Annotated in this window: 20 protein-coding genes and 1 pseudogene; 15 read left to right on the top strand and 6 right to left on the bottom strand. The window is 70.5% G+C overall.

Annotation, left to right across the window (positions count from 1 at the left end):
• Window positions 1–43 precede the first annotated feature (43 nt).
• Together J7357_RS05680 and J7357_RS05675 are read left to right on the top strand one after the other, a co-directional pair.
• On the top strand, window positions 44–949 hold the full coding sequence (locus J7357_RS05680; protein WP_209245325.1) for an alpha/beta fold hydrolase: 906 nt from the start codon (window positions 44–46) through the stop codon (window positions 947–949).
• A 255-nt stretch (window positions 950–1,204) separates the two neighbouring features.
• The gene (locus tag J7357_RS05675) at window positions 1,205–1,684 is read left to right on the top strand and encodes a hypothetical protein (protein WP_209245324.1); all 480 of its coding nucleotides are present in this window, start codon (window positions 1,205–1,207) and stop codon (window positions 1,682–1,684) included.
• Window positions 1,685–1,801: 117 nt separating this feature from the next.
• Here the strand turns inward: J7357_RS05675 and J7357_RS05670 are convergent, their stop codons facing one another.
• A complete protein-coding gene (locus tag J7357_RS05670) occupies window positions 1,802–2,176 on the bottom strand; it encodes a YkgJ family cysteine cluster protein (protein ID WP_010340074.1) in 375 nt (124 codons plus the stop codon).
• Window positions 2,177–2,325: 149 nt separating this feature from the next.
• Between J7357_RS05670 and oleC the strand changes: the two genes are divergently transcribed.
• Complete coding sequence (oleC, locus tag J7357_RS05665; RefSeq protein ID WP_209245323.1) at window positions 2,326–3,987, top strand: olefin beta-lactone synthetase; 1,662 nt, start codon at window positions 2,326–2,328, stop codon at window positions 3,985–3,987.
• A gap of 9 nt (window positions 3,988–3,996) precedes the next feature.
• Window positions 3,997–5,559: a winged helix-turn-helix domain-containing protein gene (locus tag J7357_RS05660; protein WP_209245322.1), complete on the top strand. Its 1,563-nt coding sequence runs from the start codon at window positions 3,997–3,999 to the stop codon at window positions 5,557–5,559.
• Here J7357_RS05660 and J7357_RS05655 read toward each other — a convergent pair.
• Window positions 5,543–6,667 carry a serine hydrolase gene (locus J7357_RS05655; protein WP_209245321.1) on the bottom strand — a complete coding sequence of 375 codons (1,125 nt, stop codon included), beginning with the start codon at window positions 6,665–6,667 and terminating at the stop codon, window positions 5,543–5,545. The two genes, J7357_RS05660 and J7357_RS05655, sit on opposite strands and share 17 nt — an antisense overlap.
• A 195-nt stretch (window positions 6,668–6,862) precedes the next feature.
• Between J7357_RS05655 and oleD the strand changes: the two genes are divergently transcribed.
• From oleD to J7357_RS05620, 7 genes are all read left to right on the top strand, one after another.
• Window positions 6,863–7,873, top strand: a complete 1,011-nt coding sequence (oleD, locus tag J7357_RS05650) for a 2-alkyl-3-oxoalkanoate reductase (RefSeq protein WP_209245320.1) — start codon at window positions 6,863–6,865, stop codon at window positions 7,871–7,873.
• A gap of 63 nt (window positions 7,874–7,936) precedes the next feature.
• Window positions 7,937–8,095 (top strand): DUF1328 domain-containing protein, encoded by a 159-nt coding sequence (locus J7357_RS05645; RefSeq protein ID WP_003468167.1) that lies wholly within the window; start codon window positions 7,937–7,939, stop codon window positions 8,093–8,095.
• A 181-nt stretch (window positions 8,096–8,276) separates the two neighbouring features.
• Window positions 8,277–10,232 (top strand): S9 family peptidase, encoded by a 1,956-nt coding sequence (locus J7357_RS05640; protein WP_209245319.1) that lies wholly within the window; start codon window positions 8,277–8,279, stop codon window positions 10,230–10,232.
• Window positions 10,233–10,311: 79 nt separating this feature from the next.
• Window positions 10,312–10,953 carry an SCP2 sterol-binding domain-containing protein gene (locus tag J7357_RS05635; RefSeq protein WP_209245318.1) on the top strand — a complete coding sequence of 214 codons (642 nt, stop codon included), beginning with the start codon at window positions 10,312–10,314 and terminating at the stop codon, window positions 10,951–10,953.
• Window positions 10,950–12,608 (top strand): ubiquinone biosynthesis regulatory protein kinase UbiB, encoded by a 1,659-nt coding sequence (gene ubiB / locus J7357_RS05630; protein WP_010340081.1) that lies wholly within the window; start codon window positions 10,950–10,952, stop codon window positions 12,606–12,608. The genes J7357_RS05635 and ubiB overlap by 4 nt, the downstream gene beginning before the upstream one ends.
• Window positions 12,593–13,210 (top strand): O-methyltransferase, encoded by a 618-nt coding sequence (locus J7357_RS05625; protein ID WP_209245317.1) that lies wholly within the window; start codon window positions 12,593–12,595, stop codon window positions 13,208–13,210. Before ubiB ends, J7357_RS05625 begins: the two co-directional genes overlap by 16 nt.
• A 159-nt stretch (window positions 13,211–13,369) precedes the next feature.
• Window positions 13,370–14,161: a pseudouridine synthase gene (locus tag J7357_RS05620; RefSeq protein ID WP_343237392.1), complete on the top strand. Its 792-nt coding sequence runs from the start codon at window positions 13,370–13,372 to the stop codon at window positions 14,159–14,161.
• Between the two features lie 98 nt (window positions 14,162–14,259).
• Here J7357_RS05620 and J7357_RS05615 read toward each other — a convergent pair whose 3' ends face one another.
• Window positions 14,260–14,784, bottom strand: a complete 525-nt coding sequence (locus tag J7357_RS05615; RefSeq protein WP_209245315.1) for a DUF2059 domain-containing protein — start codon at window positions 14,782–14,784, stop codon at window positions 14,260–14,262.
• 161 nt (window positions 14,785–14,945) lie between these two features.
• On the opposite strand from J7357_RS05615, the gene arfB reads away from it, so the two are divergent.
• Both arfB and J7357_RS05605 read left to right on the top strand, forming a co-directional pair.
• Window positions 14,946–15,377 (top strand): alternative ribosome rescue aminoacyl-tRNA hydrolase ArfB, encoded by a 432-nt coding sequence (gene arfB, locus J7357_RS05610; RefSeq protein ID WP_017907723.1) that lies wholly within the window; start codon window positions 14,946–14,948, stop codon window positions 15,375–15,377.
• Between the two features lie 51 nt (window positions 15,378–15,428).
• The gene (locus J7357_RS05605) at window positions 15,429–15,983 is read left to right on the top strand and encodes a lysophospholipid acyltransferase family protein (RefSeq protein WP_244667313.1); all 555 of its coding nucleotides are present in this window, start codon (window positions 15,429–15,431) and stop codon (window positions 15,981–15,983) included.
• A gap of 266 nt (window positions 15,984–16,249) precedes the next feature.
• Here the strand turns inward: J7357_RS05605 and J7357_RS05600 are convergent, their stop codons facing one another.
• The 3 genes from J7357_RS05600 to J7357_RS05590 form a co-directional block, all read right to left on the bottom strand.
• Complete coding sequence (locus J7357_RS05600; protein ID WP_244667292.1) at window positions 16,250–19,285, bottom strand: TonB-dependent receptor; 3,036 nt, start codon at window positions 19,283–19,285, stop codon at window positions 16,250–16,252.
• Between the two features lie 113 nt (window positions 19,286–19,398).
• Window positions 19,399–20,445 (bottom strand): FecR domain-containing protein, encoded by a 1,047-nt coding sequence (locus J7357_RS05595; protein WP_209245312.1) that lies wholly within the window; start codon window positions 20,443–20,445, stop codon window positions 19,399–19,401.
• On the bottom strand, window positions 20,426–20,998 hold the full coding sequence (locus J7357_RS05590) for a sigma-70 family RNA polymerase sigma factor (protein WP_209245311.1): 573 nt from the start codon (window positions 20,996–20,998) through the stop codon (window positions 20,426–20,428). The genes J7357_RS05595 and J7357_RS05590 overlap by 20 nt, the downstream gene beginning before the upstream one ends.
• Between J7357_RS05590 and J7357_RS21530 the strand changes: the two are divergent.
• Together J7357_RS21530 and J7357_RS21315 are read left to right on the top strand one after the other, a co-directional pair.
• Window positions 20,909–21,919, top strand: a pseudogene (locus tag J7357_RS21530) (cyanophycinase); the annotation flags it as partial. The gene J7357_RS05590 and the pseudogene J7357_RS21530 sit on opposite strands and share 90 nt — an antisense overlap.
• 216 nt (window positions 21,920–22,135) lie before the next feature.
• On the top strand, window positions 22,136–23,101 hold the full coding sequence (locus J7357_RS21315) for an isoaspartyl peptidase/L-asparaginase (protein ID WP_244667312.1): 966 nt from the start codon (window positions 22,136–22,138) through the stop codon (window positions 23,099–23,101).
• Window positions 23,102–23,122 lie beyond the last annotated feature (21 nt).

The raw sequence follows: 23,122 nt of genomic DNA, 5'->3' as shown, positions 1-23,122 counted from the left end.
CGGCGCCGTCTTCTTCCTTCTCCACATCGCATCGGTCCCTCGCATGAACTACCCCGGCTACCCCTTCACCCCGCAGCGCTTCCAGGTCCGCCCGGGGCTGCACATGTCCTATCTCGACGAGGGCCCGCGCGAGGGCGAGGTGGTGGTGATGCTGCACGGCAACCCGTCGTGGAGCTATCTGTGGCGCACGCTGGTGAGCGGGTTGTCGGACCGCTACCGCTGCATCGTGCCAGACCACATCGGCATGGGCCTGTCGGACAAGCCGGACGATGCGCCGGGCGCGCAGCCCGGTTACGACTACACCCTGCAATCGCGCGTGGACGATCTGGATGCGCTGCTGCGGCATCTGCGCATCGATGGGCCGGTGACGCTGGCGGTGCACGACTGGGGCGGCATGATCGGCTTCGGCTGGGCGCTGTCGCACCACGCGCAGGTGCGGCGGCTGGTCATCACCAACACCGCGGCGTTCCCGCTGCCGGCGGCCAAGCCGATGCCGTGGCAGATCGCGATGGGCCGGCATTGGCGCCTGGGCGAGTGGTTCATCCGCACCTTCAACGCGTTCTCCTCGGGCGCGTCGTGGCTGGGCGTGTCGCGGCGCATGCCCGCCGACGTGCGCCGCGCCTACGTGGCGCCGTACGACAGCTGGGCCAACCGCATTTCCACCATCCGCTTCATGCAGGACATCCCGCTGTCGCCGGCGGACAAGGCCTGGTCGCTGCTGGCGCGGGCCGAGCAGGCGCTGCCGTCGTTCGCCGATCGCCCGGCCTTCATCGGCTGGGGCCTGCGCGACATCTGCTTCGACCATCATTTCCTGGAGGGCTTCCGTCGCGCGCTGCCGCAGGCCGAGGTGATGGCCTTCGAGGACGCCAACCACTACGTGCTGGAAGACAAGCACGAGGTGCTGGTGCCGGCGATCCGCCGCTTCCTGGACGCGCATCCGCTGTCCTGAGCACGCACGCACGCGCGCACGCGATGCGGCGTGCAGTTTTCGCTGCATCGGCACGCATGCCAGGAGCAGGGCATGGCCGTGCGGTGATGTGGGAGGGGCGTCGCCGCTGCGCCGTGGATCGTCTACACCGGCGCACGCAAACTGCTACCGATTGCCGTGATGCAACATTGTTGGCTAGGTACAGTCGCCGCCGACATACGCGGCGCACCGAGCGGACGCTGTGCGCAATCCGAGCGGAGACAGAGAGTGAAAACGATGGCGATGGCAATGCTGTTGACAGCGATGAGCGTGCCCGGCGCGCATGCGGAGGATCTGACCACGTCCGCGGATGGCAAGACGCTGACGGTCGGATTCGGCCAGCCCACCTGGAAGCAGGTGCTGCACTACCGCAAGCTGTACGACAAGAAGCCGTTCCCCGATGCGGAGATCTATTACTACAGCAACGGCATGTACAAGATCATCTCGCAGGGCGAAAACCACTACGGCGTGTACGTGCTGCAGGGCAGCTTCGACGACCAGACCTATACGATCCGCTTCATCTCGTTGCCGTCCGAGGACTGGGGCAACAAGACCGCCTTCCACCAGTTGACCTTCATTCGCGGCGAGGACCAGAACGTCTTCATCCAGAACGCGATCGTCGACACCGGCGAGGCCATCGCCCAACAGAACGGCACCTACACCCTGGAAAAGAACACCGTGATCAATCCGGTGCCGACTGCCTGGAAGCATCGCTGAGCCGATGCGGCGCGCGGACGCGGCGTGCGTCACGCCGCTCGCCGAATGCCACCAGGCTAGGCATTTGCACAGCTTCTCGCTCCTACGGCATCCCGGCCATGCGGGTAGCGCCGCCGCTCAGGCGTCCGGCAGATTGCGTTCGACCACCCCGTCCCAGTCGGCCGCGGTCAACAGCGGCAGCCCATGCGCCAGGCGCGACTTGTCGCATTGCGCGCTGCGTTCGCCGAATTCCAGCGAGGCCGGTACCGCCGCGCACACCGACGGCCGCCGCTCGTGAATGCTGCAGCGGCTGTAGCGGCCGATGTCCGCGTCCAGGGCGATGCAGCGCGGCTGTGCCTGCGAGGTGCCGCGCATCACCCGCTCATGGGTGCGCAGCGGCTCGGTCAGCTCGAACGGGACCCTGCCGCCCAGCGCGGGATCGGCTTCGCTCCAGTGGAAACTGACGCGGAAGTAGGCGCAGCAGGCGCCGCAGGTGAGGCAGGGATGGGACATGGCGGCCGGGCCTTGCGCGGCGAACAGCGGTGGGGGGCGCGGCATTCTGACCGAACCGCGGCACGCTGCAAGCACGCCGGCATTCAGCCGCGGCCGCGGGCGACGGGACGTCGTCGGCCATGGCCCGGCGCATCGGCGATAATCGGCCCATGACCACGACCTGCAACATCGCGGCCACGCTGCCGCGGCTGGCGCGCGAGCGCCCGGACCAGATCGCCATGCGCTGCCCCGGCCGGCCCGGTGCCGGCGGCATGGCCGCCTACGACGTGACCCTGAGCTACGCGCAACTGGACGCGCGCAGCGATGCCATCGCCGCCGGCCTGGGCGGCTACGGCATCGGCCGCGGCACCCGCACGGTGGTGATGGTGCGGCCGTCGCCGGAGTTCTTCCTGCTGATGTTCGCGCTGTTCAAGGCCGGCGCGGTGCCGGTGCTGGTCGATCCGGGCATCGACCGCCGGGCGCTCAAGCAATGCCTGGACGAGGCGCAGCCGGAGGCGTTCATCGGTATTCCGCTGGCACAACTGGCGCGGCGCCTGCTCGGCTGGGCGCGCTCGGCGAAACGGATCGTTACCGTCGGCCGGCGCTGGGCCTGGGGCGGGACCACGCTGGCGCGGATCGAGCGCGCCGGCCAGGGCGCCGGCAGCCAGCTGGCCGACACGGACGCGGACGACGTCGCCGCGATCCTGTTCACCAGCGGCTCCACCGGCGTGCCCAAGGGCGTGGTCTACCGGCACCGGCATTTCGTCGGTCAGATCGAGCTGATGCGCAATGCCTTCGACATGCTGCCCGGCGGGATCGACCTGCCGACCTTCCCGCCGTTCGCGCTGTTCGACCCGGCGCTGGGGCTGACCTCGGTGATCCCGGACATGGATCCGACGCGTCCGGCCAAGGTCGATCCGCGCAAGCTGCACGATGCGATGCAGCGCTTCGGCGTGACCCAGCTGTTCGGATCGCCAGCGCTGATGCGGGTACTGGCCGACTACGGCAAGCCGTTGCCCAACGTGCGCTGCGCCACCTCGGCCGGCGCGCCGGTACCGCCGGACGTGGTGGCGCGGATCCGCAGTCTGCTGCCGGAGGACGGACGCTTCTGGACGCCCTACGGCGCCACCGAATGTCTGCCGGTGGCGGTGATCGAGGGCCGCGAACTGCAGGACACGCGCGAGGCGACCGAGCGCGGCGCCGGTACCTGCGTCGGCACGGTGGTGCCGCCCAACCAGGTGCGCATCATCGCCATCGACGACGCGGCGATTCCCGAGTGGAGCGGCGTGCGCGAAGTCGCGACTGGCACGGTCGGCGAGATCACCGTGGCTGGCCCGACCGCCACCGACACCTATTTCAACCGTGACGCGGCCACGCGCCTGGCCAAGATCCGCGAACGCCTGGACGACGGCAGCGAACGCATCGTGCACCGCATGGGCGACGTCGGCTATTTCGATGCGCAGGGCCGGCTGTGGTTCTGCGGGCGCAAGACCCAGCGCGTGGAAACGGCGCAGGGGCCGCTGTACACCGAACAGGTGGAGCCGATCTTCAACGCACTGCCGGGCATCGGCCGCACCGCCCTGGTCGGCATCGGCGAGCCGGGGCAGCAGCGCCCGGTGCTGTGCTACGAGCTGGACGACAAGGCCTGGATGGCGAGCCAAATGGAACTGGACGATCTGCTCGCGCAATTGCGCGCCACCGCCGCCGCGCATCCGCATACCGCCTGCATCGTCGACTTCCTCGGCCATCCGGGGTTCCCGGTCGACATCCGCCACAACGCCAAGATCGGCCGCGAGAAGCTGGCGCTGTGGGCCGCGGAAAAGCTGCACTGAGGCACGCCGATGGCCGAGCGCTACCGGCTGGGCGACCTGCGCATCGACGCGGCGCGGCAGCGGGTCGAGCGCGACGGTGCGGTGCTGGAGGTGGGCGGGCTGAGTTTTCGCCTGCTGCATTACCTGCTGCAGCAGGGGCAGCGCGTGGTGGGGTTCGATGAACTGATCGCGCAGGTGTGGGCGCCGGCGCTGGTCAACGAGGAGACCGTCACCCAGCGCGTGCGCTTGCTGCGCCAGGCGCTGGGCGACGCATCCCGGCAACCGCGCTATCTGCGCTCGGTGCGCGGCCAGGGATATCAACTGTGCCTGCCGGTACAGCCCGACGCCGACCCCGATCCTGCCGACGCCGCCCCTGCGCCGCGGCCGATCTGGCGCAGGCGTGGCGCCTGGGTGATCGCGGCCGGTGCGGTGGTGATCGTCTCGGCAGTGGCGGCATGGCGCTGGCAGGCGCCCGCGCCGACGCCGGCCGCGTCGCCGTTGTTGCAGCGCGCCGAGTACTACGCCGGTATCGGCCAGCGCGACGACAACGCGCGTGCGATCGCGCTGTACCAGCAGCGCCTGCAGCAGGCACCGGACGAGGCGGCAGCCTTGATTGGCCTGAGCCGCGCCTACAGTGCGCGCGTCTGCCAATACGACGGCGACCAGCAGGTCGCATTGCGCGCGCAGCGGTTGGCGACGCAGGTGCTCGCGGCGCACCCGCGTCTGGCCGCCGCGCATGCCGCGCTTGGCTATGCATACGATTGCCGCGGCGACAACGCCGCGGCGCTGGCCGCCTACGGGCGCGCGTTGCAACTGGACCCGCAGGCCGATGCCGTGCGCGGCTCGGCAGCCTATCTGTACGAGCGCCAGGGCCGCCTGGCGCAGGCGCTGGCGGCGAACATGCAGGTGCGCGATCCGGCGCGGGTGCGCTTCCTGACGCTGCAGATCGCCAGCAACCTCGACCTGCTGGGCTACGTGAGCGCCGCCGAGGTCCGCTACCGCGACAGCTTCCAGCTCTATCCCGACAGCGCGTATTCCAATCTGGCGTGGCCGCGCTTCCTGTTCGTGCATGGCCGCACGGCCGAAGCGCAGGCCGCATTGGACCAGGCGCTGGGGCGCGGCACCGACTACGCCGGGCTGTTCCTGCTGCAGGCGGAGCTGGCGCTGGCGCGTGGCGACACCGCGCACGCACGCCAGGCCAGCCTGCAGGCGATGCGTCTGCGGCCACAGGGCAGTTTCGCCCAGACCGTGGCCTGGACGCTGCAGGCGCAACCGCTGCCGCCGGTGCCGCAGTTGCGCGCGCGGGCGCAGGCCTTGCTGGACGGCGTGACGCGCGGCACCGACCCGCTGGATGGGGTGGATGCGGCATTGCTGCTGCAGTTGGCCGGCGACCGGCCGGCGGCCCTGGCCGCACTGCGCCGGGCGCAGGCCGCGGGCTATCGCGACGATGCCTACCTGCGGGTGTCGCCGCTGCTGGCGCCATTGCGCGCCGAGCCGGGTTTCGCGGCGCTGCTGGCGCGCAACGAGGCCGATGTCGCCGCGCAACGGGTGCAGGCACAGCGTGCCGGACTGGTGCCTACGGCAGTGCCGTGAGCACGTAGTCGGCGAGCAGCGCCTGCGATTGCGGGTGCATCTGCGGCCGGTTGTAGGCACGCCGGGTGATCACCACCACCAGGCGTTCCTCCGGCAGCACGAACACATAGTTGCCGCCGTTGCCAGACATCGCCCAGACCCCGCGTTCGACGCCGTGCGCCTGGAAGCGGAAGCGCCACAGCAGGTAGCCGTAGTCGGCATCGTCGCGGGCCTGCGCATGCACATGGGTCATTGCCCGGATCCATGCCACCGGCAACACCTGTGTGCCGCGCCAGCGGCCCTCGTCGAGCAGGAGCTGGCCGAACTTGGCCAGGTCGCGGCTGCGATAGCGGGTGCCGCCACCGCCCATGCCCACGCCTTCGGCGGCGTGCAGCCAGCGTGCACCGACGATGCCCAGCGGCCGCTCCAGGACCTGGCCGGCGAAGTCCTCCAGGCGCTGCCCGGTGGCCTTCTCGAGCAGCGCACCGAGCAGGAAGCTGCCGGCGGTGCAGTAGGAGAAGGCGCGCCCATGCGGACTCTCCTCGGGACGGCGCATCCATGGCGCATAGCCCTTGAGTGGCAGATCCAGCGCGAACTGCGTCCAGTCGGCGCTGACGTACATGCGTTCCTCGTGGCCGCTGGAGAAGGCGTTGTCGTCGTCGCACTCCCATTGCGAACTCATCGTCAGCAGATCTTCGACGGTGATCGCGCGCTTGCGTGGCGCATCGTGCTGCCAGTGGCGGTCGCCGAAGAAGTCGTAGACGCGAGCCTGCACGCCGGACAGGCGGCCGCGGGCGATCGCCGCGCCGACCAGCAGCGCGGTCACGCTCTTGGTCGCCGAGCGGGTGTCGTGCAAGGTCTGCCGGTCGGCACCGCCGAAGTAGTGCTCGTAGACCAGGGCGCCGTCGCGCACGATCAGCACGCTGGTGGTGTCCGGCGCCGCGCCGTCGGCGATGGCGCGTTCCATGGCGGCCAGCCGCTCCAGCTTCCAGCCGCCGGCGGCGGCATCGGCGACGGGCCAGCCGTCGTCCTGCGCCGGCGGTGCGGTCGCGGCCGCTGCTACGGCGGCGGAAGCACACGGAAAGATGAGGGAGAGGGTGAGGCACAGCAGCAGCGGCAGGGGCGACATGGCGGAACTCCGGTGGAAAGGCCAGCGCACTTACGCCCGTGGCATCGCTGAAGTGCCTGATGCCAGACTGAAGAATTCTGAAGGTCAGTCGGATCAAGGGTTTGCGCGGCTTGCATCGCCGGCGTCGTCATCGCGGATCGCCTTCGCCTGCGCCCCCGGCTATCGTGTGCGCCCTGGTTCGATCGGTACGACGCGATGAAGATTGTGGTGACGGGCGGTGGTGGGTTCCTGGGCCAGGCGCTGTGCCGCGGGCTGGTCGCGCGCGGGCACCAGGTGGTCAGCTACAACCGTGGCCACTACCCGGAACTGCAGGCGCTGGGCGTGGCCCAGGTGCGGGGCGACCTGGTCGACGCGCAGGCGCTGCAGCATGCGCTGGCCGGCGCCGATGCGGTGTTCCACAACGCCGCCAAGGCCGGCGCCTGGGGCAGCTACGACAGCTACTACCAGCCCAACGTGGTCGGCACCGAGAACGTGCTGGCCGCCTGCCGCGCGCAAGGCGTCGGACGCCTGGTCTACACCTCCACGCCGAGCGTGACCCACCGCGCCACGCATCCGGTCGAGGGCCTGGGCGCCGACCAGGTGCCCTACGGCGAGGATTTCCAGGCGCCGTACGCGGCGACCAAGGCGATCGCCGAACGCATGGTGCTGGCCGCCAACGACGCGCAACTGGCGGTGGTGGCGCTGCGCCCGCGGCTGATCTGGGGGCCGGGCGACAACCAGATCCTGCCCAAGCTGGTGGCGCGTGCGCAGGCCGGGCGCGTGCGCCTGGTCGGCGGCGGCGACAACAAGGTCGATTCCACCTACATCGACAACGCCGCGCAGGCGCACTTCGATGCCTTCGAGCACCTGGCGGTGGGCGCGCCCTGCGCCGGCAAGGCCTACTTCATCTCCAACGGCGAGCCGTTGCCGATGCGCGAGCTGCTCAACAAGCTGCTGGCCGCCGTCGGCGCGCCGGCGGTGACCAAGACGCTCTCGTTCAAGGCCGCGTACCGCATCGGCGCTGCCTGCGAAACCCTGTGGCCGCTGCTGCGCCTGCGCGGCGAGCCGCCGCTGACGCGGTTCCTCGCCGAGCAGCTTTGCACCCCGCATTGGTACAGCATGGAGCCGGCGCGGCGCGACTTCGGCTACGTGCCGCAGGTAAGCATCGAGCAGGGACTGCAGCGGCTGGCGTCCTCATGGCGCCACGACATGCCCGTCACTCCTTGACGACCCGCGGTTTCCGAAGATGATGCCGCGCCGATTCGGCACGACAACCTTCTGGACATTGCCATGCTGCATTACGCCATCATCTTCTTCGTGATCGCCATCATCGCCGCCGTGCTCGGTTTCAGCGGCATCGCCGGCGCGGCGACCAACATCGCCTGGATCCTGTTCGTGGTGTTCCTGATCCTGGCGGTGATCTCGATGTTCCGCCGCGGCAAGGTGTAGTTAGCAGCCGCGACAATCGAACGTCGATGCCTGCCCGCGGCGCCCTGCGTCGCGGGCAAGTCGTTTCTGGACTCCCGGCCGCAATGGCGCCTGGTGTCCGCAGGCAGCGCGACGGGGCCGGGCTGGACGTTTCGCCCGGCGCTTGTCACCATCTTCCGCTCGGGGGACAGGGGCGGATCGAATGCGAGCGTGGATCGTGTGGGCAGGCCTTGCGCTTGCGGGGAGCGCGTGCGCGCAGGTGGCGCCGGTGGACCTGGCGCCGTATCTGCAGCGCGACCAGTTCGACCGGGTCAAGATCTCCCCGACCGGCGCCTATTACACGGTAATCGCACCGCTCGAGGACCGCACCGTGCTGGCGGTGATCCGGCGTAGCGACAAGCAGGTCTCGGCCAAGATCATGGGCCAGGCCGATTCGGTGGTGCACGACTACTGGTGGGCCAGCGACGAGCGCATCGTAGTGTCGATGGCCGAGCGCCTGGGCGCACTGGACCGCCCGGTGGCGATCGGCCAGCTGCATGCCATCGACGCCGACGGCAAGAATGCGCGCTTGCTGGCCAGCCCCTACGGGCTCAACGACAGCGTCAACGGCGTCACCTACAAGGCCGGCCTGGACCCGTCGGTGTTCATGCTCGACACCTTGCCGGACGACCCGCGCGCGGTGCTGGTGTCGGTGGTGGAGCAGACCAAGGACCCCACCGTGCATGTGGACAGGCTCGACATCTACAACCACCGGCGCACGCCGGTGGCACGCGCCCCGGTGGCGCGTGCGGACTTCGTCACCGACCATGGCGGCCACGTGCGCTTCGCGCAGGGTGCCGAGACCGGCAGCAACACCAACAAGCTCTTCTACCGCAACGATGACGCCAGTCCCTGGAAGCTGATCAACGACGAGGCCAGCAGCGGGCATCGCAGCTTCCCGCTCGGCTTTTCCGCGGACGACAGGATCGCCTACCTGCAGGTGGAGCAGGCCGAGGGGCCCGATACGGTGGTGGCATGGGATCCTCAGAGCGATCGCACCACGCCGCTGCTGCGCGATGCGAAGGTCGATCCCTACCAGGTGCTGCGCGACCTGGACGGTCGCACCCCGATCGGCGTGTCGTTCATGAGCGACCGCGTGCGCAATCGCTTCTTCGACGAGACCGCGCCGACGGCGCGGCTGTACCGCGCGCTGGAGCAGGCCTTCAACGGCGATGCGGTGTTCATCACTTCCGCCACCGCCGATCGGCGCCTGCTGATGCTCTATGTGTGGAGCGATCGCAACAACGGCGATTATTTTCTGTTCAATACCGCCGACAAATCGGCCAAGCGGGTCTTCAGCCGACGCGAATGGTTCGTGCCGGAGCGGATGCCGTCGACCCGCGAGGTGGCGTTCAAGGCTCGGGACGGCATGGCCCTGCATGGCTATCTCACCCTGCCGCTGCAGGCGCCGGCCGGCAAGCCGCTGCCGATGGTGCTGCTGCCGCATGGCGGGCCGTTCGGCCTCTTCGATGGCTGGGAGTTCGACGACGATGCGCAGGTGCTGGCCGCGGCCGGCTACGCCGTGTTGCGGGTCAATTACCGCGGCTCCGGCAACTACGGCCGCGCCTATACCCAGGCCGGCGCGCGGGAGTGGGGCGGACGCATGCAGGACGATCTCACCGATGCCACCCGTTGGGCGATCGACCAGGGCATCGCCGACGGCGCGCGCATCTGCATCTACGGTGCCAGCTACGGCGCCTATGCCGCGCTGATGGGCGCGGCGAAGGAGCCGGAACTGTACCGTTGCGCGGCCGGCTACGTCGGCGTCTACGACCTGGAAACGATGTACCGCGACCAGGCCAGGTACGCGCGCTGGACCAAGGCCTGGGCCGGCGACTGGCTGGGCGAACGCGACAGCCTGGCGGCGCGCTCGCCGGTCAATCTGGCCGCGCGCATCCGCGTGCCGGTGTTCCTGGCGGCCGGCGGCAAGGACGAGCGTGCGCCGATCGAACACACCGAGCGCATGGAGAAGGCGTTGAAGAAGGCCGGGGTGCCGGTGGAGTCGTTGTATTTCCCCACCGAGGGCCACGGCTTTTATACCGAGCTGCACCGGCGCGCCTATTACACGCAGTTGCTGGCGTTCCTGAGCAAGAACCTGGGCGGCGCGCAGGCGCAGTAGCGGCGCGCGGCGCAGCGGGCGGGACATCTGTCTCGCCCCGCGCACGGCCTTGCGACGTGTCTGCCGCTAGAATGCGGGGATGCCTGGATCCCCCCTCGATGCTCTCAAGCCCCTGGCCGGCCGCGCGCTGGAAGCGGCGCTCAATCGCGCGCTGGCGCTGGACCCGGAAACCGGCGAGGCCCTGCGCGACCTCGATGGCCAGCGCGTGGCGCTGACCCTGGAGGCGCCGGCGCTGGCCCTGCAGATCCGCGTCGACGGCACCCAGCTGCGGGTTGGTCCGGTGGATCCGGCGCAAGAGCCGGAGCTGGCGGTGCGCAGCACCCTCGGCGGCCTGCTCGCGCAGTTGCCGTTCCTGGCGCAGGCGCGGCGCACCGGCGGCCCCGGCGGGCGGGTGCGGGTCTCCGGCGATGCCGAACTGGCGCGGCGCCTGCAGCAGTTGGCGACGCGCTTCGACCCGGACTGGCAGCGACCGTTCGTGCAGGTGTTCGGCGAGGTACTCGGCGTGCAGGTGGCCAACACCGCGCGCTCGGCCCTGCAGCAGGCCCGGCGCAGTGCGCAGGACCTGGCGCAGAGCGCGGCCGAGTACGTGACCGAGGAGTCGCGCGACGTGGTCGCGCGCGCCGAACTGGAGGCCTTCTACGACGACGTCGACGTTCTGCGCGACGACATCGAACGCCTGGCCGCGCGCGTGGCGCGGCTGCAGCCGGAGCGCGGCGCATGAAGGCGATGTTCCGCGCCAGCCGCATCGGTCGGGTGATCCTGCGCTATCGCCTGGACGACCTGCTCGACGGCACCCCGGCCGAGCGCTGGTTGCGCCTGGCCAAACCGTTCGTGCCGCGCGCCAGCCCCGACATCGCCGCGCAGTCGCGCGGGGCGCGCCTGCGCCTGGCGCTGCAGGACCTGGGGCCGATCTTCGTCAAGTTCGGGCAGATCCTGTCCACCCGCCGCGACCTGATGCCGCCGGACGTGGCCGAGGAACTGACCCTGCTGCAGGACCGGGTGCGCCCGTTCGACGGCGAAGCCGCGCGGCGCATCGTGGAACAGGCGTTGGGGCGGCCGATCGCGGTGGCCTTCGCCAGCTTCGATACCGAACCGCTGGCCTCGGCCTCGATCGCGCAGGTGCACGCGGCGACGCTGCACGACGGCCGCGAAGTGGTGGTCAAGGTGCTTCGCCCGGACATCGAGCGGCAGATCGATGCCGACATCGCCTTGCTGAAATCGGCCGCCGCGCTGGTCGAACGCACCCATCCGCGCGCCGACAAGATCCGCCCGCGCGAGGTGGTGGCCGAGATCGAGACCACCCTGGCCGCGGAACTGGACCTGCAGCGCGAGGGCGCCAACGCCAGCGTGCTGCGCCGCTTCTGGCTGCACTCGGACGATCTGTACGTGCCGGAGGTGATCTGGACCCACACCGCCGAGCGTGCGCTGACCCTGGAGCGGGTGCGCGGCATCCCTTCCGACGACATCGCCTCGCTGGACGCCGCCGGCATCGACCGCCGCGCGCTGGCGGCCAAGGGCGTGCGGGTGTTCTACACCCAGGTGTTCCGCGACAACTTCTTCCACGCCGATGCGCACGCCGGCAACATCTGGGTCGACAGCGACCCGGCGCGCCGCGACAACCCGCGTTTCATCGCGCTGGACTTCGGCATCATGGGCCAGCTCTCGCAGGAAGATCAGTACTACCTGGCCGAGAACTTCATGGCCATCTTCAACAAGGACTACCGGCGCATGGCCGAGCTGCACGTGGAGGCGGGCTGGATGCCCGCCAACGTGCGCATCGACGAACTGGAAGCGGCGGCGCGCTCGGTGTGCGAGCCATACTTCACCCGGCCGCTGTCGCAGATCTCGCTGGCCGAGGTGCTGATCAAGCTGTTCCGCGTGGCCCAGCGCTACCAGCTGACCCTGCAGCCGCAGCTGATCCTGCTGCAGAAGACCCTGCTCAACATCGAAGGCGTCGGCCGCCAGCTCGACCCGGAACTGGACATCTGGGCGGTGGCGCGGCCGGTGCTCGAACGCATCCTGATCGAGCGCTACAGCCCGCAACGCGCGCTGCACGAACTGCGCAAGCGCCTGCCGGAGATCATGACCCACGCGCCGGACATGCCGCGGCTGATCCACGGCTGGCTGCGCCAGCAGGTCGAGGGCCGGCACGAGCTGTCGATGCGCTCGCGCGACCTGTTCGAACTCAACCTGCTGGTGCGGCGCATGCAGCGGCGGGTGGTGGCGGCGATCGCCGGCGTCGGCCTGCTCACCGTGGCCACGCTGTTGTACGCGCTCGACGCCGGCGGCCCGCAACTGGGCGGGGTGTCGCTGTGGGCGTGGATCAGCGGTGGCGCCGGCACGGCGGCCCTGCTGTCGGCATGGTGGCGGCGCTGAGCACGACCGTGCTCGACCGCGCGCGCCTGCAGGCGGTGCGCGATGCGCTCGGCGCGGAAGGTCCGCGCCACGATGCAGGCCAGGCCGAGCGTGCGCAGCGCCTGCTCAACATCACCCCGGAAACCGGCGAACTGCTGGCGGTCCTGGTGCGCGCCACGGGTGCGCAGCGGGTGCTGGAGATCGGCACGTCCAATGGCTATTCCACCCTGTGGCTGGCCGAGGCCACGGCGGCGCTGGGTGGCCGCGTGACCACGCTGGAGTACGCCGCGCACAAGATCGCGCTGGCGCAGCGCAACTTCGCCCACGCCGGCGTGGAGGGCCGTGTCGACCTGGTCCACGCCGATGCCGGCGCCTGGCTGGCCGATGCGGCGTCGGCCACGTTCGACCTGGTGTTCCTGGACGCCGAGCGCACGCTGTATTGCGATTGGTGGCCGCAACTGCGCCAGGTGCTGCGGCCGGGTGGGCTGCTGGTGGTGGACAACGCGCTGTCGCATGCGGCGGAGATGGCGCCGTTCGCCGCATTGCTGCAGGTCGATGCCGCGTTCACCTGCACCACGCTGCCGGTCGGCAACGGCGAACTGCTGGCGGTCAAGGACGCGTAGCGTCGGCGTCGAAAGGCGCGTCTTCCCAGGTAGCGGGGGACCGTCGCGCCACAGCGACACGCCATCCAGGCGCGGCATCCCGGTCGCGCATCCAACGCGATGCGGGCGTTTCCGGGCCGGATCGTGCCGACGCATCGCGCGTCTGGACGCGGCCACGCGGTGCGCATTGTGGCGCGCCGATGCGGCACGGATAATCCGCAGGTGAATACCGCCGAAGCCCCTTTGCAGATCCTCTACCAGGACGCGCTGCTCGCCGTGGTCGACAAGCCCGCCGGGCTGATGGTCCACGACAGCAAGCTCGCCCGCGGCGAGGACGATTTCCTCGCCGACCGGCTGCGTGCGCAGTTGGGCCGGCCGATCTTCCTGGTGCACCGGCTCGACCGCGCCACCAGCGGCTGCCTGCTGCTCGCCTTCGACCGCGACACCGCCAGTGCGCTGGGCAAGGCGCTGATGGGGGGCAGCGTGGACAAGGACTACCTGGCGATCTGCCGCGGCTGGCCGGCCGAAGACCGTTTCGACGTCGACCACGACCTCGACGGCGGCCCTGGCAAGCCGCTGAAGAAACCGGCGCAGACCCGTTTCGCGCGCCTGGCCTGCGGCGAACTGCAGGTACCATCGGGCGAGTTCGCCACCTCGCGTTATGCGCTGTTGCGCTGCAGCCCGGTGACCGGACGCTTCCGCCAGATCCGCCGCCACCTGAAGCATCTTTCGCATCACCTGATCGGCGACACCAGCCACGGCGATGGCCGCCACAACCGCATCTTCCGCATGCGGGGCGTGCACCGCATGCTGTTGCACGCCGAACGCCTGGCGTTTCCGCATCCGGACGGACACCGGATCGCGGTGACCGCGCCGCTGGATGCGGAGTTCGTGCGCGCGTTCGGGTTGTTCGGGTGGGATCCTGCGCCGTGGCAGGTGGATGCGATGTCAGCTGGGAAGCTGAAAGCCTAGCGGCTCTCGTAGGAGCGGCTTCAGCCGCGACCAGGCATCCTCGGTAACGCCCGGTCGCGGCTGAAGCCGCTCCTGCGACGCGCAAGGCCAGCGCTGCGTTACTTGGCCGGCGGCGCGTTGACCGTCTGTTCCAGGTCCTTCTGCAGGTCGGCGAACAGCGGGGTCATCTTCTGCTGGATCGCGCCCATCAGGTTCTGCATCAACTGCGGGGTCTTGTCGAGCAGGCTCTGCCCGGCCGGGCTCTCGTAGAACTCGGCCATCGCCAGCACCTCCTGCTTGGAGAAGGTCTGCTTGTACAGGTTGACGTAGAGCGGACGCATCTCCTGCCAGGACAGCGCCTTGCGCACGGTGGCCTGGGTGCGCTCCTGGATCTGCTGCAGCTTCTGCTGCTGGGCGGTGTCGAGCGGGTGCTGCGCGGTGAGCTGGGCGAACTGCTGGCGCTGCATCGCCTCGATCTGCGGCAGCATGGTGTCGAGCATGTTCTGTGCGCGCGAGGCCGACAGCAGGCGGTTGACGTCGGCATCGGTGGGTGGTTCGGCCAGCGCCGGGAGGGCGGCCAGGGCCAGCAGCAGGGCCAGCAGCAGGCGCTGCGGCCAACGGAAGAAGCGCGGAGTCGGGGACATGGAGCATCCTGCAGAACGATGACCGGCGGCCAGAATACGGCAATCGCCGCGCCGCCGCCGGGTGCGGGGACGCGCGACCGGCCGGCGTCCGCTCCCTGGCTGGTTCAGGCGGTGCCGAGGCGGAAACCGGGCGGTCCGGCGAATACCCTACAATCCGCGCCATGGGTAACGGGGCCATCCACATCTCGAGCAGCCTGACGATTCCGGAGGACGAAATCGTCGAGCGCTTCGTGCGCGCCAGCGGTGCCGGCGGGCAGAACGTCAACAAGGTCGCCACCGCGGTCGAGTTGCGCTTCGACCTGGCCGGCTCGCCGTCGTTGCCGGAGCCGCTGCGCGCGCGCCTGCTGGCGCGGCGCGACCGCCGCATCACCGCCGACGGCGTGCTGGTGATCGATGCACAGCGCTTCCGTACCCAGGACCGCAACCGCGACGATGCGCGCCAGCGCCTGGCCGAGTTCATCGCCGCCGGGCTGTCTGTGCCGAAGCGGCGCATCGCCACCAAACCCTCGCACGGCGCCAAGCTGCGACGCCTGGACGCCAAGCGCGAGCGCAGCCAGATCAAACGCGGCCGCTCGCCCGGCCGCTGGGAGTGACTTTTGACCGAACGCGATTACCGCCTGCCCGCCGCGCCCCCGAACATCCCGATGGTCAAGCCCAGCCGCTTCATGCGCTGGCTCGGCCGCACCGCCTTGCGGATGACCGGCTGGCGGGTGGTGGGCGAATTTCCCGACGTGCCCAAGCTGGTGATGATCGTGGCCCCGCATTCGTCCAATTGGGACGGGTTCCTGGGCTTCGCGGTCAAGTTCGCGGTTGGCTTCGAGGTGCGGGTGCTGGGCAAGACGCAGTTGTTCTGGTGGCCGCTGGGACCGCTGCTGCGCAAGCTCGGCGGCATCCCGCTGGACCGCAAGTCGCCCCGTGGGGTGGTGGAACAGGCGGTGGCGCTGATCCGCGGCGCCGAGCGCATGTGGTACGTGATCACGCCGGAGGGCACGCGCAAGCGCGTGGAGAAGTGGAAGACCGGCTTCTGGAAGATCGCCCACGGCGCGCAGGTGCCGATTTTCCCGGTGTATTTCGACTATCCCAGCCGCACCGTCGGCCTCGGCGAGGTGGTGTGGACCAGCGAGGACATGCAGGCCGACATCGCCGCGATCCGCGAATGGTACCGGCCGTGGCGCGGCAAGCATCGCGATACGTTGTGACGGGCCGCGGCGGCTGACGGCGGCGCGCATCCGCCGTTTTATCCAACGGCACCAACCGATGCCGTAGGAGCGGCTTCAGCCGCGACCGGGACATCGGGAAAGCGCCGGTCGCGGCTGAAGCCGCTCCCACAAGTGCGGTGCCAGTATCGCGGGAGGACTGCACTGTGGGAGGGACTTCAGTCCCGACGACGGACGGTATCAGCCGACCATTCGCTTTCGCTCGTCGCGGCTGACGCCGCTCCCACATGCAGGCTTCGCTCCCGGCGCTACAACGTGCTGCCGCCGAACTTCTGGGTGTATTGCAGGTACACGCTGCGGCCCACGGTGTCGAACCAGGACACGTCGTAGTACGGATACGACGTATAGGTGCGGTCGTGCGGCGGCATTTTGTCGAACAGGTTGGTCACCGTCAGCGACAGCTGCGCGTGGTCGGTGAAGCGATACTGCAGCGAGGCGTTGTAGCGGTAGGTGGCGCCGATCCACGGGCTGTCGCCGCTGTCCGGGTCGTAGACCTGGTCGTAGGAATCGGAACTCGGCAGGCGCCCCAGGCGTTCGCCGTGCAGCGTAGCGGTCCAGGCATTGCGCTCCCACGACACGCTGGCGCTGGCCTTGGTGCGCGGGATGTCGTAGCCGCTGTTGACCGCGAACTCGTCCACCATCGCTTCGCCCGCGTACACCTGGATGTCGTGGCGGCGCACCCAGGTGTAGTTGCCGCTCAGGCGGAAGGTGCCGATGCCGGTGTCCAGGCGGTACTGCGCGCTCAGGTCGATGCCGTTGGTGCGTTCGCGAGCGATGTTGATCGGGTTGACGTAGACCCCGTACAGGCGCCCGTCGGCGCTGCGGGTGACCCGCGCCAGCGCCTGCTGGCAGGTGGTGGAGGTGGCCTGCAGTACGCCGAGCCGACAGTCGGCCTCGTCGCGCAGTACCTGGTCCACGCGCAGGTCCTGCACCTGGTCGCGCATGTCGATGTCGAAGTAGTCCAGCGACAGGTCCAGGTCCGCCAGCGGCGACCACACCAGGCCGGCGGTCCACGAGGTGCTGTTCTCCGGGTTCAGCGCGCGGTTGCCGCTGCGGCCGCGGATCAGCGCTTCCTCGTTGTAGCTGCAGTCCTGGATCGCCACGCCCGGTTCCTCGCTGGCGCAGCGGTAGTAGTCCACGCCGGTGGTCTCGTCGTTGCCGGGGCCGGCGTACACATAGTGCAGGTCCGGCGCGCGGAATGCGGTGCCGTAGGAGCCGCGCACCAGCAGCGACTGCACCGGCCGCCACTCCAGCCCGCCGCTGTAGGTGAACTTGCCCAGCGAGCGCCCGGCGAAGCGGTACTGGTCGTAGCGCCCGGCCAGGCTCAGCGACACCGTCGACAGCACCGGCAGGCGCAGTTCGCTGGCCAGCGCCCAGCGGTTGCGGCTGCCGTGGCCGTCGGAGTCCTTCCAGCTGTAGTAGTAGTACTGCGTGGCCAGCGGATCCGGGCGCAGGTTGTAGCTCTGGTTGCCGAACTCGGCGGTCGCGGACATGCCGGCATCGCCGCCGGGCAGCGCGAACAGCGCGGTGTTGGTGGCGGTGAAGGCGAGGGTGTCGGTGCGCGAGCGCGGCTGGTACACCGTGCGCTGGGCGATGCTGTCGTACTCGGCGCGGCTCAGCGGCGTGTACAGGCGCTGCGGGTCGGCGTCGAAGATCGGCAGCCCGGAGTCGTCGTCCACGCCCAGCTGCTGGCCGAGGAACAGCGCGTTGGCGCGCGCGGCGACGATCTGCGGCCAGCTGATGGTGGCCTGGTACTGCGAGTGGCTGAGGCTGGTCTCGTAGTCCCAGTCCGCGCCCAGGTGGCCCTTGAAGCCGGTGGTGATGCTGAAGGTCTTCTGCCGGGTGCGGATGGTGCCGGCATTGAGGCCGCCCATCTCCTCCGGGCTGAACTGGCGGCCCCAGGCTTCCACCTGGCCGGTGGCCTGGTTGTAGAAATAGCCTTCCTCGTTGCCGTCCGGGGCCATGTAGCCCCACTGGGTCACGTCGCGGAACAGCGACAGCTCGTGGTAGCCCAGCTGCACGTCGGCGAACCACTCGCTGCCGTTGTCGAAGGCGTAGCGCAGCGAGGCGTAGCCGTTGAGGCCGCGGCGCTTGTTGGTGATGGTGCCGTAGCCGATCGAGGCGCTGCTGCCGCAGAACGCGCCGTAGCCCGGACGCGTGGCGTAGCCGGTGCTGCCGCCGTTGAGCGCGGACACCGCCGCGCAGGTGTCCGCGCCCGGGTCGAGATAGTTGTCGTCATAGTCGGTGCGCAGGAAGGTGCGCCGCGGCACCTGCGAGCGTGCGGTGGGACCGTCCAGGGTGCTGTCCTGGCGGCTGCGCTGGTAGGCCCACAGCGGCGTCTGCGACACCAGCTCGGCGCCGAACACCGCATCGAAGTTGCCGCGCGACCAGCCGCTGCTGAGGCTGAGGTTGAAGCTCTCGCCGCCGCCGCGGGTGGTGTCGCCGAAACGGTAGTCCAGCGTGGTGCCGTCGGCGTGCTTCTTGAGGATGAAGTTGACCACGCCGGAGATCGCGTCCGAACCGTAGATCGCCGAGGCGCTGCCGGTCAGGATCTCGATGCGGTCGATCATGCCCAGCGGGATGTTGGAGATGTCGGTGAAGTTGCTGCGGCCCTTGAACGGCATCGGGAAGTCGGCGATGCGGCGGCCGTTGACCAGCACCAGGGTGTGGTTGGGGCCGAGCCCGCGCAGGTCCACCTGCTGCGCGCCAGGCGAGAAGTCGGCGCCGCTGGCCGACTGCGGGCTCTGCGTCTCGCCGCCGTTCTGGGTCATGGCGCGCAGCACGTCCGGCACCGAGGTGAAGCCGTTGGCCTTGATCTGCTCGGCGCTGATCACGCTGATCGGCGCCGGGCCTTCCACCTGCGTGCGCGGGATGCGCGAACCGGTGACGCGCAGGGTCTCCAGTTGCGCTACCGGGGCGTCGGCCGTGGTGGCCGGCGCCGGCGCGGCGGCACGGGCCGGCTGCGCGCGGGCCGGGGCCGGCTCCTGGCGCCGCACCAGCCACGCGCCGGAGGGGTCGCGCTGGGCGACGAAACCGCTACCGCGCAGCACCTGCTGCAACGCCTGCGCGGTATCCAGTTGGCCGTGCGCGCCACCGCTGCGGGCCTGTCCGAGCTGGTCGGCGCGGTAGAGGAGCTGCGCGCCGGATTGCCGCGCCAGCGTGTCCAGCGCCGCACGCAGCGGGCCGGCGGGGATGTCCACCGTGCCGGTGGCGGCCACGGCAGCGGGTTGCGCCTGCGCCGCACAGGCGCTCGCACAGGCCATGCTCAGCAGCAGGGCACGCATCGGATACCGCATCGAGTTTTCTCCCCAAACGGGCGCGGAGCGCGCCTTCGTAGCTCCAGGACGAACGAGACCGGCAAATCCCCCCGCCATCGCGCACGCCGGCGCGCGGCGGCTCACCGGCTGTGCAACAGCACCGTGTCGCCGCGGCGTTCGGCGCGGATCGGGAAGCCCTGTTCGAGCAGGCGCACGAAGGCGTCGACATTGGACCAGCGCACGTTGCCGCCGACCCGCAACGCCGCGGCGCCGGCATCGGCGACCTGCAGCTTGACCGTGTTGTAGCGGTTGAACTCGGCCACCGCCGCCTGCAGCGGGGTGTCGTCGAAACTCAGGTAGCCGCTGCGCCAGTCCAGCACGCGCTCGGCCTCGGCCAGCGCCACCCGGCGCACCAGTACCCCCTGCGGGCCGGCCTGGGCGATGCTGCCGGCGTGCAGCAGCAGCGGTGGCGCCTGCGGTGCGCCGGCCGATTCCAGCCGCACCGTGCCTTCGGTGACCACCACGCGCAGCGCATCGGCCTCGCGCCGCACCGCGAAGCGCGTGCCCACTGCCACCACCCGGCGCGCGCCGCTGTCGACCACGAACGGCCGGCCCGGGTCCTTGCTCACTGCGAAGAACGCCTCGCCGCGCTGCAGGTCGATGCGCCGCTGCGCGCGCGACAACGCCACCGCGATGCGGCTGTCGCTGCTCAGCGTGGCCTGCGAACCATCGGCCAGGGCCACCGGGCGCAGCTGGCCGGTGACGCTGGCGTAGGCGGTGGGGACCGGTTCGACGGCATGGCGCCAGAGCAGGGACAGCACCGCGACTCCCAGCGCTGCCGCGGCCAGCGCGGCCGGCCAGCGCCGTCGCGGCCGTACGCGCGGGCGTGGGGCGAAGCGCAGGCCGCGCAGATCCGGTGCGGTCGAGGTCGCCGGCGCGACCACGCGGCCGCCCAGGCCCTGCCAGCGCCCGCGTTCGGGCACCTGCCCATCGCGTTGGCCTGCGCCCAGCGCCTGCAGGCGTCCGCTCTCCTGCCAGGCGGCCTGCAGGCGCAGGAACGCCACCCGGTGCGCAGTGGCCGCGGCCAGCCACGCATCCAGGCGCGCCTGCCGTGCGTCGTCCCAATCGCCGCGGTCGCGCCGCGCCAGCCAGGCCGCCGCACGCGCCTCAATCCACCTGCTGTCCATCGCGTGCCCGCGCCTGCAACGGCCTCGCTGGCGCCGCCGCGCCCTCGTCGCCATGGAAATGATCGGCCAGCAGGCGCATGCCCCGGGCCACGTGCTTCTCCACGCTCTTCTCGCTGATTCCCAGGCGCACGGCCACCTCCTTCTGCGGCAGTTCCTCGACCCGCCGCAGCCAGACCACGCTGCGGCAGCGGTCCGGCAACCGGTCGAAGGCCGCCGCCAGCCGACCCAGCACCTGCCGTCCGCCGCACCAGCGTTCCGGCGACAGCTCGTCTATCAGGACGTGCATCGACTCCAGATCCCCCACCGCCTCGATCGACACCACCCGGTTGCGGCGCAGGCGATCGGTCATCAGGTGCCGCGCAGTGGCGAACAGGAACGACTTCGGCAGGCTCGGCCGCGCCTTGCTGGCGGCCTCGTAGACGCGCACGTAGATCTCCTGGCGCAGGTCGTGCCACTCCTCGCGATGCGGCCAGCAGCGCCGCAGGTAGCCGCTGAGCGCCTGCTCGTGGACCAGGATTTCTTGGACGAACCAATCGTCGAGGGAAGCGGACATGGATCCCACATTAGCCGATCGCCGGCAGCTGCGGGCACGTGCCGCGCGGTCGAACGTGGGAGGGTGAAACAGCGGGGGGAAACCGTGCCGCCGTTCGTCCCCTCTCAGCAACGAGCCGCACGCTCGCCTGCCCGCCCCGTTCCCGAGGAGATCCGCATGACCCGTTCCGTCGGCATGTTCCGGCCCTGGATGTCGCTGCTGCTGGGCCTGTGCCTGGCCACGCCCGCCGTCGCGCGCGATTACCGCCAGTACCTGGTCGGCGATCCGGCCGCGCCCACGCCCGGCCCGGTGTCGCCCGGCCTGCTGCTGATGGGCGGCGGCGATCGCAACTACGACGCGCTGCGCTGGTTCATGGCCAAGGCCGGGCACGGCCACGTGGTGGTGCTGCGCGCTTCGCAGGCGGGCGAGGTGGGCGAGGAGTTCTACCGCAAGGTCGGCGGCGTGGCCTCGGTGGAGACCTTCGTGTTCAGCGGCCGCGGGGCTTCCAGCGATCCGGCGCTGCTGCGCGCGCTGGCCCGCGCCGATGGCATCTTCATCGCCGGCGGCGACCAGTCGCGCTACGTGCGCTACTGGAAGAACACCCCGGTGGCCGACGCGCTGGACGCGCACGTGCGCGCCGGCAAGCCGCTGGGCGGCACCAGCGCCGGCCTGGCGATGCTGGGCGAGTACCTGTACGGCTCCATGGACGGCGGCAGCATCACCAGCCCGGCGGCGTTGGCCGATCCGCTGGGGCCGGCGGTCACCATCGAGACCGACTTCCTGCACCTGGATCTGCTCAAGCGGGTCATCACCGACACCCACTTCCGCGAGCGCGACCGCCTCGGCCGCCTGTTCGCGTTCCGCGCCAAGGCCGCCACGCTGGCGCCGAAGGGGGAACCGCTGATCGGCCTGGGCGTGGACGAGAGCGCCGCGGTGGCGGTGGAGGGCGACGGCACCGCGCGCGTCTATGCCACCGATCCGCAGGCCGTGGCCACCGTGGTCGCCGGGCCGTTGCAACCGCCCACCCCGGCCGGGCAGCCGCTGCAGGCCGCGCGCATCGAGACGGTCGGCGTCGGCCCCGGCTCCACCCTGCACCTGCCCGACGGCCGCGTCGAGGCGCCGGTGTTCCACCGCTACTACGCGGTGCAGGACGGGCACATGCGCGAGATTCCCGCCACCACCCTGGTGATCCACGGCGGCGCCGGCGTCGAGCGCGCCAGCAGCAGCGCCGCCGACCTGGCCGAGGCGCGCGCAGCGATGGAGCAGGCGCTGCGCACCGGGCAGGCGCTGCTGGCGCAGGGCAAGCCGGCAGTGGATGCGGTCGCCGCGGCGATCGCGGTGCTGGAGGACTCACCGCAGTTCAACGCCGGCAAGGGCGCGGTGTTCACCCACGACGGCCGCAACGAACTGGACGCGGCGATCATGGACGGGCGCACCGGCAAGGCCGGCGCGGTGGCCGGCGTGCACCGGGTCAAGAATCCGATCGAACTGGCGCGCGCGGTGATGGACCAGTCCGAGCACGTGATGCTGGTCGGTGATGGCGCCGAGGTCTTCGCAAAGCAGCACGGGATCACGCTGGTCGCGCCGTCCTACTTCCGCACCGAGAAGCGCTGGCAGCAACTGCAGCAGGCGCTGAAGGAAGAGGCCAACAAGCAGGCGCACGCCGATCTGGAAACCGCCAAGCACTTCGGCACGGTCGGTGCGCTGGCGCTGGACCTGCAGGGCAACCTGGCCGCCGGCACCTCCACCGGCGGCATGACCAACAAGCGCTACGGCCGCGTCGGCGACTCGCCGATCATCGGCGCCGGCACCTTCGCCGACAGCCGTTGCGCGGTGTCCGGCACCGGCTGGGGCGAGTTCTACATCCGCGCGGTGGCCGCCTACGACATCTGCGCGCGGGTGAAGTACGCCGGGCAGAGCCTGGCCCAGGCCGCCGACGCGGTGATCGACCAGCAGATCCCCAAGGCCGGCGGCGACGGCGGCGCGATCGCGCTGGGCGCCGACGGCAGCGTGGCCTTCCCGTTCAACACCGAGGGCATGTACCGCGGCTGGATCGGCGCCGACGGCGTGCCGCACGTGGCCATCTTCAAGGACGAGGCGTTGCCGCTGCCCGGCGGGCAGTGAGCCCTGCGCGCCGGCGCGCCT

It is taken from the genome of Xanthomonas sp. D-109, from assembly GCF_017746095.1.
In the GTDB taxonomy this organism is placed as follows: Bacteria; Pseudomonadota; Gammaproteobacteria; order Xanthomonadales; family Xanthomonadaceae; genus Xanthomonas_A; species Xanthomonas_A sacchari.
This window is presented reverse-complemented; position numbering and strand designations above follow the sequence as displayed.